The organism is Mesobacillus harenae, from assembly GCF_013343715.1.
Lineage (GTDB): Bacteria > Bacillota > Bacilli > Bacillales > Cytobacillaceae > Mesobacillus_A > Mesobacillus_A harenae.
Window position 1 is genome coordinate 1 of record NZ_JABUNR010000014.1, and the last position, 16138, is coordinate 16138.

At 39.9% G+C, this 16138-nt stretch carries 18 protein-coding genes; 10 read left to right on the forward strand and 8 right to left on the reverse strand.

Features of this window, described 5'->3' with window-relative positions:
• Nucleotides 1-98: IS3 family transposase (locus tag HRJ06_RS16655; protein WP_174734097.1), on the forward strand; the 98-nt coding region annotated here is incomplete at its 5' end.
• 77 nt (nucleotides 99-175) lie between these two features.
• On the opposite strand, the gene HRJ06_RS16660 is transcribed toward HRJ06_RS16655, so the two are convergent.
• Together HRJ06_RS16660 and vrrA are read right to left on the reverse strand one after the other, a co-directional pair.
• The gene (locus tag HRJ06_RS16660) at nucleotides 176-1126 is read right to left on the reverse strand and encodes a 4-hydroxy-3-methylbut-2-enyl diphosphate reductase (RefSeq protein ID WP_174734098.1); all 951 of its coding nucleotides are present in this window, start codon (nucleotides 1124-1126) and stop codon (nucleotides 176-178) included.
• Between the two features lie 102 nt (nucleotides 1127-1228).
• Nucleotides 1229-1867, reverse strand: coding sequence for a VrrA/YqfQ family protein (vrrA, locus tag HRJ06_RS16665; protein WP_174734099.1), 639 nt, complete (start codon nucleotides 1865-1867; stop codon nucleotides 1229-1231).
• A gap of 226 nt (nucleotides 1868-2093) precedes the next feature.
• Between vrrA and HRJ06_RS16670 the strand changes: the two genes are divergently transcribed.
• Complete coding sequence (locus tag HRJ06_RS16670) at nucleotides 2094-3404, forward strand: DEAD/DEAH box helicase (protein ID WP_174734100.1); 1311 nt, start codon at nucleotides 2094-2096, stop codon at nucleotides 3402-3404.
• A gap of 19 nt (nucleotides 3405-3423) precedes the next feature.
• Nucleotides 3424-4317 (forward strand): deoxyribonuclease IV, encoded by an 894-nt coding sequence (locus HRJ06_RS16675; RefSeq protein ID WP_174734101.1) that lies wholly within the window; start codon nucleotides 3424-3426, stop codon nucleotides 4315-4317.
• A gap of 382 nt (nucleotides 4318-4699) precedes the next feature.
• Here the strand turns inward: HRJ06_RS16675 and HRJ06_RS16680 are convergent, their stop codons facing one another.
• Nucleotides 4700-4957 carry a DUF2624 domain-containing protein gene (locus HRJ06_RS16680; protein ID WP_174734102.1) on the reverse strand — a complete coding sequence of 86 codons (258 nt, stop codon included), beginning with the start codon at nucleotides 4955-4957 and terminating at the stop codon, nucleotides 4700-4702.
• 201 nt (nucleotides 4958-5158) lie between these two features.
• Here HRJ06_RS16680 and HRJ06_RS16685 point away from each other — a divergent pair, with 201 nt between their 5' ends.
• Genes HRJ06_RS16685 through zur form a run of 3 tightly spaced genes read left to right on the forward strand, consistent with a single transcriptional unit; the run spans nucleotide 5159 to nucleotide 7213 of the window.
• Nucleotides 5159-5950 (forward strand): metal ABC transporter ATP-binding protein, encoded by a 792-nt coding sequence (locus HRJ06_RS16685; protein WP_174734103.1) that lies wholly within the window; start codon nucleotides 5159-5161, stop codon nucleotides 5948-5950.
• A gap of 1 nt (nucleotide 5951) precedes the next feature.
• The gene (locus tag HRJ06_RS16690; RefSeq protein WP_174734104.1) at nucleotides 5952-6803 is read left to right on the forward strand and encodes a metal ABC transporter permease; all 852 of its coding nucleotides are present in this window, start codon (nucleotides 5952-5954) and stop codon (nucleotides 6801-6803) included.
• Nucleotides 6800-7213: a zinc uptake transcriptional repressor Zur gene (gene zur / locus HRJ06_RS16695; RefSeq protein WP_174734105.1), complete on the forward strand. Its 414-nt coding sequence runs from the start codon at nucleotides 6800-6802 to the stop codon at nucleotides 7211-7213. Before HRJ06_RS16690 ends, zur begins: the two co-directional genes overlap by 4 nt.
• Before the next feature lie 168 nt (nucleotides 7214-7381).
• On the opposite strand, the gene HRJ06_RS16700 is transcribed toward zur, so the two are convergent.
• Nucleotides 7382-7975 (reverse strand): 5' nucleotidase, NT5C type, encoded by a 594-nt coding sequence (locus HRJ06_RS16700; protein ID WP_174734106.1) that lies wholly within the window; start codon nucleotides 7973-7975, stop codon nucleotides 7382-7384.
• A 366-nt stretch (nucleotides 7976-8341) separates the two neighbouring features.
• Between HRJ06_RS16700 and HRJ06_RS16705 the strand changes: the two genes are divergently transcribed.
• A complete protein-coding gene (locus HRJ06_RS16705) occupies nucleotides 8342-8698 on the forward strand; it encodes a hypothetical protein (protein WP_174734235.1) in 357 nt (118 codons plus the stop codon).
• A gap of 52 nt (nucleotides 8699-8750) precedes the next feature.
• On the opposite strand, the gene ispG is transcribed toward HRJ06_RS16705, so the two are convergent.
• The 3 genes from ispG to HRJ06_RS16720 all read right to left on the reverse strand — a co-directional run bounded on the left by ispG (nucleotide 8751) and on the right by HRJ06_RS16720 (nucleotide 11185).
• Nucleotides 8751-9845, reverse strand: a complete 1095-nt coding sequence (gene ispG / locus HRJ06_RS16710; protein ID WP_338421114.1) for a flavodoxin-dependent (E)-4-hydroxy-3-methylbut-2-enyl-diphosphate synthase — start codon at nucleotides 9843-9845, stop codon at nucleotides 8751-8753.
• Between the two features lie 121 nt (nucleotides 9846-9966).
• A complete protein-coding gene (locus tag HRJ06_RS16715) occupies nucleotides 9967-10290 on the reverse strand; it encodes a LysM peptidoglycan-binding domain-containing protein (protein WP_174734108.1) in 324 nt (107 codons plus the stop codon).
• A 127-nt stretch (nucleotides 10291-10417) separates the two neighbouring features.
• Nucleotides 10418-11185, reverse strand: coding sequence for a DUF1189 domain-containing protein (locus HRJ06_RS16720; RefSeq protein ID WP_174734109.1), 768 nt, complete (start codon nucleotides 11183-11185; stop codon nucleotides 10418-10420).
• 235 nt (nucleotides 11186-11420) lie between these two features.
• On the opposite strand from HRJ06_RS16720, the gene HRJ06_RS16725 reads away from it, so the two are divergent.
• Nucleotides 11421-13046, forward strand: coding sequence for a Na/Pi cotransporter family protein (locus tag HRJ06_RS16725; RefSeq protein WP_174734110.1), 1626 nt, complete (start codon nucleotides 11421-11423; stop codon nucleotides 13044-13046).
• A 489-nt stretch (nucleotides 13047-13535) separates the two neighbouring features.
• A complete protein-coding gene (locus tag HRJ06_RS16730) occupies nucleotides 13536-14018 on the forward strand; it encodes a DUF456 domain-containing protein (protein WP_174734111.1) in 483 nt (160 codons plus the stop codon).
• A gap of 42 nt (nucleotides 14019-14060) precedes the next feature.
• On the opposite strand, the gene HRJ06_RS16735 is transcribed toward HRJ06_RS16730, so the two are convergent.
• Nucleotides 14061-14750, reverse strand: a complete 690-nt coding sequence (locus HRJ06_RS16735; protein WP_174734112.1) for a Crp/Fnr family transcriptional regulator — start codon at nucleotides 14748-14750, stop codon at nucleotides 14061-14063.
• 361 nt (nucleotides 14751-15111) lie between these two features.
• Between HRJ06_RS16735 and HRJ06_RS16740 the strand changes: the two genes are divergently transcribed.
• On the forward strand, nucleotides 15112-15720 hold the full coding sequence (locus HRJ06_RS16740) for a superoxide dismutase (protein ID WP_174734113.1): 609 nt from the start codon (nucleotides 15112-15114) through the stop codon (nucleotides 15718-15720).
• Nucleotides 15721-16138 lie beyond the last annotated feature (418 nt).

Genomic DNA, 16138 nt, shown 5'->3' on the forward strand with positions numbered 1-16138 from the left:
TAGACCGTGTGATTGAATATTATAACTGTCAACGGTATCAATGGGGATTAAAGAAAATGACCCCGGTACAATACCGGGATCATTTATTAGCAGCATAGGCACTTTTTATTAAAGTGTCCGAAATATGGGGCCTAGTTCACTTTTGGGACACCCTCTTTTTACATGAATCTTCTTCTTATTTAGCGGCTGTCCGCTTAACCTTAGGTAGAATTTTTTGAAGCGGAACTTTCTTTTCTCTAGCCCACGTAGCAGGTTCTTCAGGGTTGTATTGCTCAAGGAATGAAATAACTTCTTTTGTAATGGGCGTCGGGGTAGATGCTCCCGCTGTAACAGCTACTGTTTCTGCTCCATTAAGCCAGCTGATATCCAGTTCGGATACATCAGCAATTCTGTACGCTGTAGTACCAGCGATTTCCTCAGAAACCTGTGCAAGTCTGTTCGAGTTATTGCTCTTCGGGTCTCCAACCACAATCAGCACATCGGCTTTTCCAGCCTGTTCAGCAACAGCCTCTTGCCGTACCTGAGTAGCCATGCAAATTTCTTTATGAACTTCAGCGTGTGGAAACTTTTTGTTTACTTCTTCCATAATGTCAACAACGTCCCATTGGCTCATCGTAGTTTGATTCGTGACAATTAACTTATCAGCTTCGATTTGCAGTGCTTCTACATCTGCTGCTGTCTCAACTAAGTGGACAACATTAGGAGCAACACCCACAGCCCCTTCTGGTTCGGGATGTCCCTTTTTACCGATATAGATAACCTGGTAACCCTGTCGTTCTTTCTCCAAAATTAAATCATGGGTTTTAGTAACGTCAGGACAGGTTGCATCCAATGTGACCAGTCCCTTTTTACTGGCAAGTTCGCGGACCTCCGGGGAAATCCCGTGTGCAGTAAAAATGACTGTTCCTCCATTGACCTTATCAAGAATCTCTTTTCTGTTTTCACCGTCAAGAGTAATTATACCTTCTTCTTCAAACGCATCTGTAACATGCTTATTGTGGACAATCATTCCCAGAATATAAATTGGTCTCGGCAAGCTTTTGTCCAATGCCGCATTTCTGGCAATGACCATTGCATCAACAACACCATAGCAATAGCCGCGTGGGGATATTTTAATTACATTCATATTTTAATCCTCCTGCATGTACCTGAGTATCTATAATTTCATTATATAAGACTTATAAACAGAATACAAAAATAGTTGCTGGAAGCAAGAAGATCATCCATATTAAATGAAAAGCTTTGGAACAGATTTACCCTGCTCTGCACTTTTCTTTGTCCCTTTTTTAATTGGCTGCTGCTCAGGAGAAACTGTTGCTTTACTCGGTTGTACTTTCTTTTTTTCACCTTTTGGCTCGGCAGTTTGTATTTCTTTGAGCTTTGAGCTGCTGTCCGAACTGACTTCACTGTCTGGCGTATCTTGTACCCCCTTGTATAGCTTCCACATTGCTGGAAGGTTCCGTACCAACGGTGCATACTGCTGAAACTGCTGTACCATTGGCCCCATTGACTGTACTGAGTTAAGAACCTGCTGTGTATTAGCGAGAAACCCGTTAATTCCTTCAGGCTTAGCAAGAGTTTTTAAAAAAGACCCTCCGCTGCCACTGGCCGCAGCATTTCCAACGGCTGGAAGGGCTGCTGCATTTGCGATGTTACTACCACCACTGCGTCCAAATAGCCTTGAGAGCAGCCCTCCGCCTCCTTTAGGTACCTGTGGTGCCTGAGGGCCTCTCATCATTCCCGGCCTAAATGAACCCTGTCCAGGCGGCATAAAGCCCGGTCCTATTCCGCGGCCAAATGGCTGACCTCCACGTGGCATGTTAGGGCCTAATCCTCTTTGAAAAGGTATTCTCGGTCCTGGTCCCATAAACATCCTCCTTTCTAAAATCTTCTCTAATTAGAATATGCAGTGATAAAGAAATGGTTTTGATAAACAGTGGCCTAATAACGTGGAGGATGTTGTGAAAAGGGTACTTTTGGATAATATAAAAAGAACGGCGACAGATTGGCGATTTTTATGAATGTTTATTATAATAGCAGGATGGATAAAAGCTCGCCATCTTTCAAAGTAAACGAGCAGAAGGAGCGGTAATATGGAACAAACAAAATTTGAACGCTATGAGTTTAAGCCTTTTATTATAAAAGCAGTAAAAGACCTGGGCTTTTATGAGCCTACAGAAATACAGGAAAGGCTTATACCATCACTCCTGAAAGGGGACAGCGCTATTGGGCAGTCCCAGACAGGAACAGGGAAGACGCATGCCTATGTCCTGCCAATTTTACAAAAGATAGATCCCTCCCGTTCCGAGGTTCAGGCAGTTATTACAGCCCCAACACGTGAACTTGCTAATCAGATCTATCATGAAATCTTAAAAGTAGCCGAGCACAGTGAAGAGGAGATTACTGCCCGTTGCTTTATTGGCGGTACGGATAAACAAAGGGCAATAGATAAATTGAAAAAACAGCCGCATATCGTGGTTGGAACTCCAGGCAGGATAAATGACCTCGTTTCAGCACAAGCGCTTTTTGTCCATTCTGCCAGTATTCTAGTCATTGATGAAGCGGACTTAATGCTTGATATGGGTTTTATTGCGGATGTTGACCAATTTGCAGCAAAAATGCCGGCAAAGCTGCAAATGCTTGTATTTTCAGCAACCATCCCTGAAAAGCTTAAACCATTCTTGAATAAATATATGGAAAACCCAAAGTTCGTTCAGGTAGCTCCCGAACAGGCTACAGCAGCAAAAATCGAACATTGGATGCTTCCATCGCGGCATCGCAATAAGATCAACCTGACTGAAACAGCTCTTTTAGCCTTTAATCCTTATCTGGCAATTATTTTTACGAATACAAAGAAAAAGGCAGATGAAGTTGCGGATGGGTTAATTGAGAAGGGCTTGAAGGTGGGGAGGCTGCACGGAGATTTAAGTCCGCGTGAGCGAAAAAGAATCATGAAGCAGGTAAAAGACCTTGAATTCCAGTATATTGTTGCGACAGACCTTGCCGCTCGCGGAATTGATATTCAGGGGATCAGCCATATCATTAACTATGAACTACCGACAGACCTGGATTTTTATATTCACCGCGTTGGCCGGACGGCAAGAGCAGGCAATTCGGGTATTGCTTTAACGATCTTTGAACCTTCAGATGAAGATGCGTTAAATCGCCTTGAAAAAATGGGCATCGATTTCAAACATGTGGATTTATCCAAGGGAGATTGGGTTGACCTTGAGCATCGAAACAAACGCCAAAAACGAATCAAGCAAGCTGATGCTACTGACAAGAAAGCAAAAACCATGGTCCGTAAGCCAGCCAAAGTGAAACCGGGCTATAAAAAGAAAATGCAGTCAGAAGTAGATAAAATTAAAAAACGCCAAAAACGTATACAAAGAAAAAATAAATAAAATACAGGGAGAGTATTAAATGCTTAAGATTGGTTCACATGTATCTATGAGCGGAAAACATATGCTTCTTGCTGCAAGTACAGAAGCAGTATCTTATGGGGCTAATACATTCATGATCTATACGGGTGCACCACAGAATACCCGAAGAAAGAAAATAGAGGATCTAAATATTGATGAGGGACAAAAGCATATGGAGTTGAACGGTATAGACAATATTATTGTTCATGCACCATACATCATTAATATTGCAAATACCACAAATCCTGATACATTTGACCTCGCTGTCCGGTTTTTGCGATCTGAAATCGACCGGACAGAGGCATTAGGCGCCAAACAAATTGTCCTTCACCCAGGTGCTCATGTAGGAGCAGGCACGGAAGTTGGAATTGCCAGAATCATTGAGGGGTTAAATGAGGTTTTAACCAGTAGTGATCAGGTGCAAATTGCTCTAGAAACCATGGCAGGTAAAGGTTCTGAATGCGGTAAATCCTTCGAAGAACTGGCGATGATTATGGACGGTGTCACTTATAGTGATAAGCTTTCAGTATGCTTTGATACATGCCATACTCATGATGCAGGCTACGATATTGTCGAAGATTTTGATGGGGTACTAGAAGAATTTGATAAAATTATCGGTATTGACCGATTAAAGGTTCTTCATATAAATGATAGCAAAAATGCCCGCGGAATGAGAAAAGACCGCCACGAGAACATCGGTTTTGGGCATATTGGGTTTAAGGCCTTAAGCTATATTGTTCATCACCCTCAATTAAAGGATGTTCCAAAAATCCTTGAAACTCCGTTTGTAGGAGAAGATAAAAATAGTAAGAAACCTCCATACAAGCATGAGATCAATATGCTAAAAAACAAAGAATTCAATGAAAATTTACTTGATAATATTATGGAAGGGTAACTTACCCAAAATGAGAAAAAAAGCTGTGGCTGCTACAGCTTTCTTTTTTTTGCTCGTTATGAAATTATAAACTCCATTTATCAGAAATGTACCTTGCTTGCCTATGGCTCCATCGCAAGCTGTTTCCAAAAAAGTCTCTGTTTGCTCCGAAGAGCTAGAAAAGCTTTTAGTGAAGCAACCCATACTCCCCCCACGGCTTGAGCCGTATTTTTTTGCAGAACATGACAATAATTACTGAAGTTCGAATTCGGACTCGCTTTGGTCGATTCTTGCTCGAGCTGTCCGAATCAGCCTTGTATTACTAGCCCTGGCAGTGCGGAAACTAAACAGTTGGCATCACATAAGGTTTCTGGGCTGTTCAAGGCTTCTGAACTTTTCTTCTTCATTGTTTGGTGAATTGGATGAAGAGTTTATTTACTTCCTTGGCTGTCTCTGGTCCAGCAGCCCGAGCGATTTCCTTAATTAGTGCTGCACGTTCGGCGTCCTTAAATATGTTTACTTTCTTCCCTCTTAAGTATTCTGCTATTTTTCCAGCCTGTTTTCTATTTATAGAAATCTTGAATTGGTCGGCATACTTTAATAGTTCATCTGCAGTGATGGTACTTACTTTATGGTTTATAATGTTTTCAAATATCTTCAATGCTCATCACTCCCTAATATGTCCTCCGTAGTAAGTTATGAGCAGCCTTAGGATTATGTGTCAACTATCCCTATATTCAATGAATTTTTTAACAAGTAGTAAAACCAAAACAGCGTCTGCTTTGTGATTTACAATTAAGTTAAGATGGGTTATACTACTTGATGTTAAATCGGAATGATTCTTAATTTAAAAGGTGATTACATGAATATAAATGAATCAGTAGTTCAAATCAGCAGCCTTTCTTACCGTTACGATAAGGAAAACGTTCTTGAAGATATTAATCTAACTATCCCCCGCGGCGCTTTTCTTGGTCTTGTAGGGCCGAATGGATCCGGAAAATCGACGTTATTAAAACTTGTGTTAGGTTTGCTTCAGCCTCAAAAAGGTGACATTAAGCTTTTTGGAATTGAGGCTGAAAACTTCAAGGAAAAACATAAAATTGGGTTTGTATCCCAAAAGGCCAATTCTTTCAATACTGGTTTTCCGGCTACTGTTTTTGAAGTAGTTGCCAGCGGACTTACAAAAAAGCTGGGAATGTTTCGCTTTTTACAAAAACAGGAACAGATTAAGGTGCGAAAGGCCGTTCAATCTGTAGGAATGGAAGCTTTCCTTGAGCGCAACATTGGTGATTTATCAGGGGGGCAGCAGCAAAGGATCTTTATTGCAAGAGCTCTTGTCAGTGATCCAGCGTTATTAATACTTGACGAGCCTACTGTAGGAGTAGATGCAAAGAATGTTTACTCTTTTTATGAGATGCTTGAGAACCTTAATAAGGAACAGGGAATTACTCTTGTTCTTGTAACTCATGATATCGGTACGATTACAGATAAAGTATCGCATGTAGCATGCCTCAACAAGCATTTGCATTTTCACGGTGAAACAAGCGAATTTGAGAAACTGAACCTAGCAGAGATGTCAGATATATATGGTCATGATGTCCATGTTCTTAACCATGACCACCATCACCATCATAATCATACTGGAGGGAATTAGAATGATCTCGGCTATTTTCCAGTATGAGTTTTTACAGAATGCCTTTTTGGCAGGGATGATTATCGGGGTTATAGCACCTCTTTTAGGAGTATTTATAGTTGTCCGCAGGCTTTCGCTGATTGCAGATGCACTGAGCCATGTTACGCTAGCCGGGATTGCTGCGAGTTTGTTGCTGTCTAAAAACTCTGCCTTGTTTGTAGGAGTCAACCCAATTTATATGGGAATGGCGTTTTCTGTTGCAGGTTCACTGTTCATTGAAAAATTACGTACAGTTTACAAACATTACCAGGAACTGGCAATCCCGATTATCCTGTCCGGGGGTATTGGTCTTGGGGTTATTTTTATTTCTTTGGCTGATGGATTTAATACTGATTTATTCAGTTATCTGTTTGGAAGCGTCAGTGCTGTTACCCGTTTAGACTTATGGACGATCCTTCTGATAAGTATCGGAGTAATTATTGTAATCATCCTATTGTACAAAGAGTTGTTCCTGTTATCGTTCGATGAGGAATACGCAAAAGCAACTGGTATTGCAGTGAAGAGCCTGCACTTTGTCTTTATTATCATGGTTGCACTTGTTATTGCTGCATCGATGCGGATTGTTGGAATTCTGCTTGTATCTTCATTAATGACTCTTCCAGTTGCAGCAAGTATTCGAATTTCGCGAGGATTTAAGCAAACCATTTTTCTTTCTATGCTATTTGGGGAAATTTCTGTACTTGGCGGCTTAACACTTTCTTATTATTTGAATCTTGCTCCAGGGGGTACAATTGTCATGCTGGCAGTTTTGATTTTAATTGTGACAATGGTAAGCAAAAAGCTTTCAAGCCAATTTGGTGGGGTGAGAGTATGAATGTAAATGAAGCTTTGGAGTTATTAAAAGAAAAGGGATATAAGCATACAGGAAAAAGGGAGGAAATGCTCCAGCTCTTTTCTGTGAGCAATAAATATTTAACGGCTAAGGATGTATTGGAGAGAATGAAAGAAGATTATCCTGGTCTTAGTTTTGATACGATATACAGGAATTTATCCTTGTTCGTTGAAACAGGTATCTTCGAAATGACAGAGCTGTATGGGGAAAAGCACTTTCGGTTTACCTGTTCACATAAGCAGCATCATCACCATTTTATCTGCCTTGATTGCGGGAAAACGAAAGAGATTGAGACCTGTCCGATGAACATTCTCAGTGAAGATTTAAAAGCGTATGACATCTCTGGACATAAGTTTGAGATATATGGACGCTGCCCAGAGTGTCTAGTCTAAAAAAACGGCCATATGGCCGTTTTTTACGTTTGGAAAGTATAAAAGGTGCTAGCCTAGTTGTTGATCATCGTAGGCAGTTGTCTGCCAAATACTAAAACTCCAGCGGTACCGTATTTCAACTACTTAAACACGGGACGATCTTCATGCTGGACATAAGTCCAGAAATCTCTAACGGGTGCTTCTGCTTCCGTTATCATAATTTTTAAGCCAGTTTTCAACCCATTTATGAGCTTCATCCCAGTTTCTTACCCGAATTACCCCATCAGGAATTGGTTCTTGATTATACGGAGTATCGAATAAAAGAACAGGGATATTGCATTCTTGGTGAAGAATAACAGCATTGTCATGCTTGTCTTCAAAAAAGATATCGACATTGTACTTTTTTGCGGCTGCTACTTTATTATGAGCACCTATCAGTTCAATATGATCAAATCCAAGAGCATGCTCTATGAACCATTCTTTTGTTACATCATAAAGGTGGGATCCCCTGGCACTAATGAAAAATAATTCATGCTCTTCCTCCCACTGCTCTAATGTTTTTTTTGCACCTTCAGCTAACGGTGATTGAGAATATATAAGCGGTTCCTGACTTATGAACCACTTAGCGAATTCCTTTTCTGTTACTGGTACGAGAGGCATTAAATCATATTGCTTAATATCCTCAAGGGTGATGTTTAAGTCAAACGCTTTATTTAAAAAAGGGATTAAAGAGGTGGGACAGGTTACCGTGCCATCAATATCGATTCCAAATCGTTTCTTCATCTTAAAAAACTCCTTTTACCAATATAACTTCTTCTATCTTACCAGAAGAAAAATACAGCCAAAAGCCCAAAAACAATCGGCTTGGTTAATATTTCTTTTAAAGCCTGGAAGTATGTTAAAGATTGTCATAGTTAACGGATCAATTTTAGCAAACAATAATAAATGCTCCACTAAGAAAGCGAGGGGATTATTATGGCAGACCAAGGACGTAATCAGGATGCTAGCCCGTACCTTTCAGAAGAAAACGAAACAGGTACAGGATCCTTTGAGACTGGAACAAACACCAACTTACTCAATGGAACAGGTGCCGTTGGAACAAGTGCAGGAACAAACATTACCGGTACAGGTTTTAATACAACCAGCCCAATTTATGATGATACAGGCTTAGAAGGAACAACTGCAGCTAATGGAGGAGACTTTGATGGCGAGCGGTCATTCAGAGAGGAGACAGCAGGAGAATTAGCTGTCCCATTACCAGCCTCCAGAAGAGAAGAAATGAATCAAGACACTGAAGATCAGACACAGGGAGGGACAGGGATAGGATATGCGGCTTTAGCAGCTTCTATTTTATCGTTGTTTTTCTTACCAGTACTGCTTGGTGCAGTCGGAATTGTGTTAGGTTTTGTTGCAAGAAGGAGAGGCGCTGGGGCGATTGGAAGTTGGGCGATTGGCTTAGGTGCTGTTACAATAATAGTTGGCATTTTTGTCCTGCCGTTTTTTTAAAAGTTATTGGAGCCAGAAAAGGCCCGGCATATCCGCCGGGCCTTTCTGTATTTTAAAGTTTTGCAGCTTCTTTTTGTTTTTCAAAGTATTCTTCGGCAATTTTATCAATTTCAATTTTCAGCTCTTCTACCATGGTAGCCTCTGGAACCTTCCGAACAGTCTTTCCTTTACGGAAAAGGAGGCCCTCTCCTCTGGCACCGGCAATCCCAATGTCTGCTTCTCTTGCTTCTCCAGGTCCATTTACAGCACATCCCAGCACTGCTACCTTAATAGGTGCCTTAATTGTTGAAATATACTCTTCGACTTCATTGGCGATGCTAATGAGGTCGATTTCAATTCGGCCGCAAGTAGGACATGAAATAAGTGTTGCTGCATTGGCTGCTAACCCAAATGACTTAAGAAGCTCCCTGGCAACCTTAACTTCCTCGACCGGATCTGCGCTTAACGAAATTCGAACTGTGTTCCCGATCCCTTTGCTCAGGATAGCTCCAAGACCTGCTGCGCTTTTCACTGTACCGGAAAAAAGAGTACCTGACTCAGTGATGCCCAAATGAAGAGGGTAGTCAAATGCTTTAGCAGCTTTTTCATATGCTTCTATTGCAAGGTTAACATCCGATGCTTTCATAGATACGATAATGTCATGGAAATCCAGATCCTCCAAGATTTTAATATGATGGAGAGCACTTTCAACCATTCCGTCAGCAGTTGGAAAGCCATATTTCTCAATTAATCGTCTTTCAAGAGAACCAGCATTAACTCCGATACGAATTGGAATTCCCTTTTCCTTAGCTGCTTTAACAACAGCTTCAACTTTTTCGCGTCTTCCAATGTTGCCTGGATTTATCCGGATTTTGTCAGCTCCGCCTTCAATCGCCTTAAGAGCGAGCTTATAATCAAAATGAATATCAACAACAAGAGGGATATTAATTCTCTTTTTAATCTCAGAAATAGCATTAGCGGCTCTTTCATCTGGGCATGCAACTCGGACAACTTGGCAGCCTGCTTCTTCTAGCCGAAGAATTTCCGCAACAGTAGCTTCAACATCATGCGTTTTGGTTGTAGTCATACTTTGAATAACCACTTCATTATTTCCGCCAATTGTTAAGTTACCCACACGAATTGGGCGGGTTTTAGTACGATGTATGATTTCACTCAACAGTGATTCGCTCCTTTTAAAAAAAGAATTCATTAATAGTATGGTTTACATGAATTCATTGTATCAATGATTGGCTGACATTGACAAGAAAGATTGATTGCCAATAAATAACCTATTCACTAGTGGAGTATTCGGGAAACTTATAAACGGATCCTATTTGTATGTCTTCAGGGTTTATCCCACTGTTTAATTTTTTGAAATCAAGAACAGCGGTTGAGATGGAGACTGGCATTTGACCGTCAAGCTGCCGTTCTAATACAGACAATACAGTATCTCCTGCTTTAGCCTTATATGTAAAATAGCCTTGCGATGGTTCGTCTGATATTTTAGCTGAGATTTTTTCGCCGCTGGCAGAAGGGAGGGTTCCCTGGCTTAAATCTATATAGATTACATAAGCAATTAATAAAAATAGAAGTGTGAAGGCAAACTTTTTCATAAACATCCTCCTCAAAACGGGGTTGTCCATACAATATGAAAATGTTCGGCTTTCTAGAACCTTAAAGGAAAAAAAACAGTAAACAAACTGACTTTCTTTGAGTTTGCCTACTGTTTAATTTAAAATTCTATTCTTTTTTTGAAGCTGGAACTTCTTTAATTGCTAAATATAATACACTTAGGCTAACGAGCCAGTAAAGCCAAAATCCACCTGGAACTGAAGTTTGCAGAAAAGCCATAATGGCAAAAAAGAGCGTGGGTAGTGTGATGCTGTATACAGCCATTCTCCAAAGGTGCCTGTATTGGAGTTTGCGGCTAGAAACGTTTTTAAATAATACACCTAGAAGTGCTAATACTGATACTTCAATAAACCTAACAGCACTTGAAAATAAAAAGATGACTAAAATTAAAATTGGAATGAGGATAAAGAGAGCAGAATCTGCATTGTTGAGCAAATTTACAGCATCCTCTTTAGTCAAATCAGCACCTTCTATCATTGTGTACGGATAAGACGTCAATTCTCCTCCTGCGATAAAAACAAACTCATTTGATAAAAGGGCTAAACCGTTATTAGTGGTTAAGTCATTAAGTTCTAAGCTGCCGGTGGAATCAAAATATAAAGTAAATCCATTAATAGTGGACTCAACGGGAGCAGAACTTTCTGAATCTAAGGCTCCGTCTTTTATAGTAAAGTCAGGAAATTCCTCAGCTAAGGATTGTTGTGCTGCATTTACACCTTCAATGATGGCTGTGCTTAAATAAAAACTGGTTGGTACTATAGATAGAAATGATAACAGGAAAACATAAAGAATACTTTTGCCAATTCCCTGAAATCGGAATAAAGCAATATCTTTGGGGGAATATAAACTCTTATAAAACTGTTTAAAAATATTCATAAACTTGCACCTCCTAGCAGTGAATCACCTGTTCATTTTATCGTTAAGGCCTGGGATAAACAAGAGATATAAACATCATAAGGAATACTTTGTAACAATTCTGTAACATAAGGGTCGGTTTGTTAAGGAATTGTAAATTTAAGCTTAATTTTCTTTACTTTTTAATCATACTTCGCTAATAATTGTAAAGGGTTTGTAGACAATTGTCGAATATACTTTATAGGGGTTGAAGTAGTTGGAAATAAACGTGCAGGAAATGATCTTTCAATTTTTAGGCGGTCTGGGTATTTTCTTATTTGGAATTAAATACATGGGGGACGGCCTGCAGAAATCAGCTGGGGATAAGCTAAGAGATATTCTCGATCGATTTACTACCAATCCCATCATGGGAATCATTGCAGGTATTCTGGTTACAGTTCTTATCCAGAGCAGTTCAGGAACAACAGTAATTACCGTGGGTCTTGTGAGTGCCGGGTTCATGACGCTTCGGCAAGCTATTGGTGTTATCATGGGTGCGAATATTGGTACCACAGTTACCGCTTTTATTATCGGATTCGATATTGGAGCATACGCTCTTCCGATCATCGCTGCAGGTTCAATTCTATTGTTTTTCTTTAAAAATAAAAAAGTACATAATTTTGGCCAAATCGTATTTGGGTTTGGAGCATTATTCTACGGCTTAGAACTAATGAGCGGCGGAATGAAGCCGTTGCGCAGTCTTGAAGCATTTACTGACTTAACGTTAAGCATGAGTAATAGTCCTATTCTTGGAGTGGTAATCGGGACTGTTTTCACTGTAATTGTACAAAGTTCAAGTGCGACGATAGGTATTTTACAGGGTCTTTTTGCAGAAGACTTAATTACATTGAAAGCGGCATTGCCTGTGTTGTTCGGGGATAACATTGGTACGACTATTACAGCTATTTTAGCCTCCATTGGTGCTTCTGTAGCGGCACGCCGCGCAGCAGCAACACACGTTTTATTTAATTTAATTGGTACAACCATTTTCTTGATATTATTAAGGCCTTTTAACGCCCTTATCACATATATTCAAGGAGCGATGAATTTAAATCCCGAAATGACGATTGCTTTCGCCCATGGGATTTTTAACACAAGCAATACGTTGATTCAGCTTCCGTTTATTGCTTTGCTGGCAATTATAGTAACTAAACTGATACCTGGGGAAGATTCTCTCTTTGAATATAAAGCGAAACACTTGGATCCTGTTTTTATCGAACAGTCGCCAAGCATTGCTCTTGGACAGGCCAAAGAAGAAGTGCTGAGAATGGGACAATTTGCACTAAAAGGGCTTGAAGAAACAAACCAGTTCTTAAAGACCAAAAACATTAAGCATTCTGAAAATGCTTACCAGATTGAATCTGCAATTAACAATCTTGACCGTAAAATCACAGACTATCTTGTTAGCCTTTCGACCAGTTCATTATCCGAACATGAATCAGAAGAACACTCGGTGTTAATGGATACAGTTCGAGATATTGAACGAATAGGGGATCATTTTGAAAATATTGTTGAATTAGTCGAATATCAGCAGGCTAACAAAGTAAAAATGACTAACACAGCGATGGATGATTTGGATACAATGATCACTTTAACTCTGACAACAGTAAGTGAAGCACTGCAAGCGCTCGATCAAAAAGACAAAGACATAGCTTTAGGAGTTGTTAAAAAAGAAGAAGAAATAGATAAAATGGAACGCAGTCTTCGCAAACAGCATATTCTCCGTATAAATGAAGGTGCTTGTACTGGACAGGCTGGTATCGTATTTGTTGATATCGTCAGCAATCTTGAACGGATTGGCGACCATGCAGTAAATATTGCTGAAGCAGTTATTGGGGAATAGTATTACAGCAGGGGAAATATCCCCTGCTATTTTTATTTGGCTGGATAGAGCATCCTTGCAGGCCAAATCGTATATAGCAGAGCATGCTAACCCGGCTTCCAGTATCTTTCGAGGCTGTTAAGGTCTTGCCCGTTTGTTTAAAGATTAGAAAGTATATAATTTTGAAAATTGACTACTGTCTTGCACCATCGCATAGCCCTTCGAGTCGCATATGGATCACAAAAGGGAACACTCCCGGGAAAGTCCTGCTCCCATGGGTAAGCCGCGTCGCAAGGCTGCAAAGAAGCCATTTCAGGTAGATGCAGAGCTGGTGAAGTCAAAGAACGACTTCACCTTCTGGCCCTCCAACGCTTGTTGAAGCTAAACAGTCGGCTTCACATTAAGGCTTGTCGGGTCTGTTCAAGGCGCTTGCGCTTTTCTTATGTACCTGTTACTCTTTGTTGAAAAACCTGCTTAACTGCAATATTTTTAAAAAAAGGAATGGTTTTCATGGAAGTTATTTATTGGGGATTGATTATTGGTTGTTTTATTGTAGCGTTTGTAGGTCTAATTTATCCTATTATCCCTAGCGTTCTTTTTTTACTCGGAGGATTTGGTTTGTATGGGCTGCTGTTCTCCTTTGAGCCTTTTAATTGGCTTTTTTGGCTTGTACAGGGACTGTTTGTAGTGCTTTTATTTGGTGCAGATTATATCGCGAATCTAATTGGGGTAAAAAAATATGGAGGAACAAAGGCAGGAGTCTGGGGAAGCACAATCGGATTACTTGTGGGTCCTTTTATTATTCCAGTTTTCGGGATATTAATAGGGCCGTTTGTAGGTGCTATTTTAGCTGAGCTGGCTGTAAACAGAAAGAGTTTATCAGAGGCAGTTAAAGTTGGATTGGGTTCGGTTGTTGGGTTTATTAGCAGTGCTATTACAAAAGGCTTCATTCAAATAATCATGCTTATTTACTTTGTTATTTTAATAAACTAAAAAGGACGCTGGTAAAGCGTCCTTTTTTCGTCCTGCTCAGCGTTAGTTAATTCCGCAAATTTCATATGAACAATTCTGACAGTCTACCTCCTGTTTAAGATAACTTAAGTCTTTAACAGTAAACTTAAGTTGGTCATAGCTAATGATGTTTTGTTCCCGCAATTCCTTTAGCATCCTTTGAATGACCTCACGAGTTCCATAAGTAAGGTTTGCAAGTTCCTGATGCGTTAGAGGCAGGTCAATCAATATTCCGTCTTCTGTCATGACTCCGTAATTATTACAAAGCCTAATTAAAATAGAATAAAGGCCGCCCTTCTTACCGTTCATTATTAAATCCTGGCATTTCATCTGGGCTTTTAAATAACGGGTGCTAAGCCATTTTGCAAGAGCTCTTAAGGCAATTGGATTGGTTAAAATGTAGTCTTCAAACTGTTCTTTTTTGATCATGAGCAATTCGCAATCCGTCAAAGCTTTGGCACTGTAGTAATAGCGGGGCGCGTGTTTGAAAATATCATATTCGACCAGCATATCTTCTTCTTTTAAAATCTTGAAAATAAACTCCTTTCCTTTCATATGGATTCGCCCGATCGAAAGGCTCCCTTTTAGCAGCAAGTACACATGTTCAACCTTGTCATATTCCTGAAATAAAATAGTCTCTGGCTTAACTTTTTGTATGCTTTCTTCAATAAAATTTTGTAGAAGTAAACTGTACAAAGAAATATTCTTTTCCATAGGACCGACTCCTTATCAAGTCTTCACCTTGATTTAAAAGAATAGTAGTAACCATGTCAATAGTGGTTTGGATAAAATTGTAAAGTGGAAACACGCAAATATGACATATATCGTTGACAACGTTACGATTGTGAAATATTTGACAGTTTTTCGAATCTTAGGCAGCCTTCTTTCTCTTAAAACATGATGTATGAAAAATAACTGGATCGGGTATTGTAATGATGTTAACAAAGCATTTTATTTGAAACGATTACCGTTCTTTGGTAATCTTAACCTGAAAGCTTTTGAACGGCCTTTATGTCTGAATAATTTGACTAGAGGAGTTCAGGCGATTAAATCATCTACATAGGAGGAATTAATTATGGCATTTGAATTACCACAATTACCATACGGCTATGATGCATTAGAGCCTAACATCGACAAAGAAACGATGAATATCCACCACACAAAACACCACAACACTTATGTGACAAACTTAAACAACGCATTAGAAGGCAATCAGGAACTTCTTTCTAAAACAGTTGAAGAGGTCATTGCGAACCTGGATGCAGTTCCAGAAGCAGCGCGTACAGCTGTAAGAAACAACGGCGGCGGCCATGCTAATCACTCTCTATTCTGGCAAATCCTTTCACCAAACGGTGGCGGAGAGCCAACAGGGGAGCTAGCAGATGCTATTGCTAAAAAATTCGGAAGCTATGAGGGCTTCAAAGAAGAGTTTGCTAAAGCAGCAACAACTCGTTTCGGTTCAGGCTGGGCATGGCTTTCAGTGAACAATGGTGAACTTGAGGTATCAAGCACTCCTAACCAGGACTCACCAATTATGGAAGGCAAAACTCCGCTTCTTGGCTTAGACGTTTGGGAGCATGCTTATTACTTGAATTATCAAAACAGAAGACCAGAATACATCAATTCTTTCTGGAATGTTGTAAACTGGGATGAAGTTAACAACCGTTACAATTCAGCAAAATAATATTCATGAAAATAGGTGTTGACGAGGAAAATTGTCTTCGCAATTTGCTATAAAGGCAACACTTGATCGAACATAAAAAAAGCCGTTGATTCGTATGGATCACGGCTTTTTTTGTTGTGAGTTGGTTAACTGGAGGGTGCCCTATCAATGTCCAGCGGGAAAAGCAACAGCTAAAGATCCCGCAGGAAGCGGGTTTCTATCGAGGAAGCTGAAGTGTTGCCCGCGGAAAGCGATTGCCTGAAGCGGAGATCAACGCTGCTATAGCGTCGCAGCTTAAGGAATTGGGATTGATTCGTAAAAATATGCAGTAAAGTTACGTTATTAAGACACCTAAGAAATGAGGTAGCATTTCATATTTCATTGATTACACTTAAAATACTGATATTTGATATTTTAATTACGCCGCTACTAATCACGT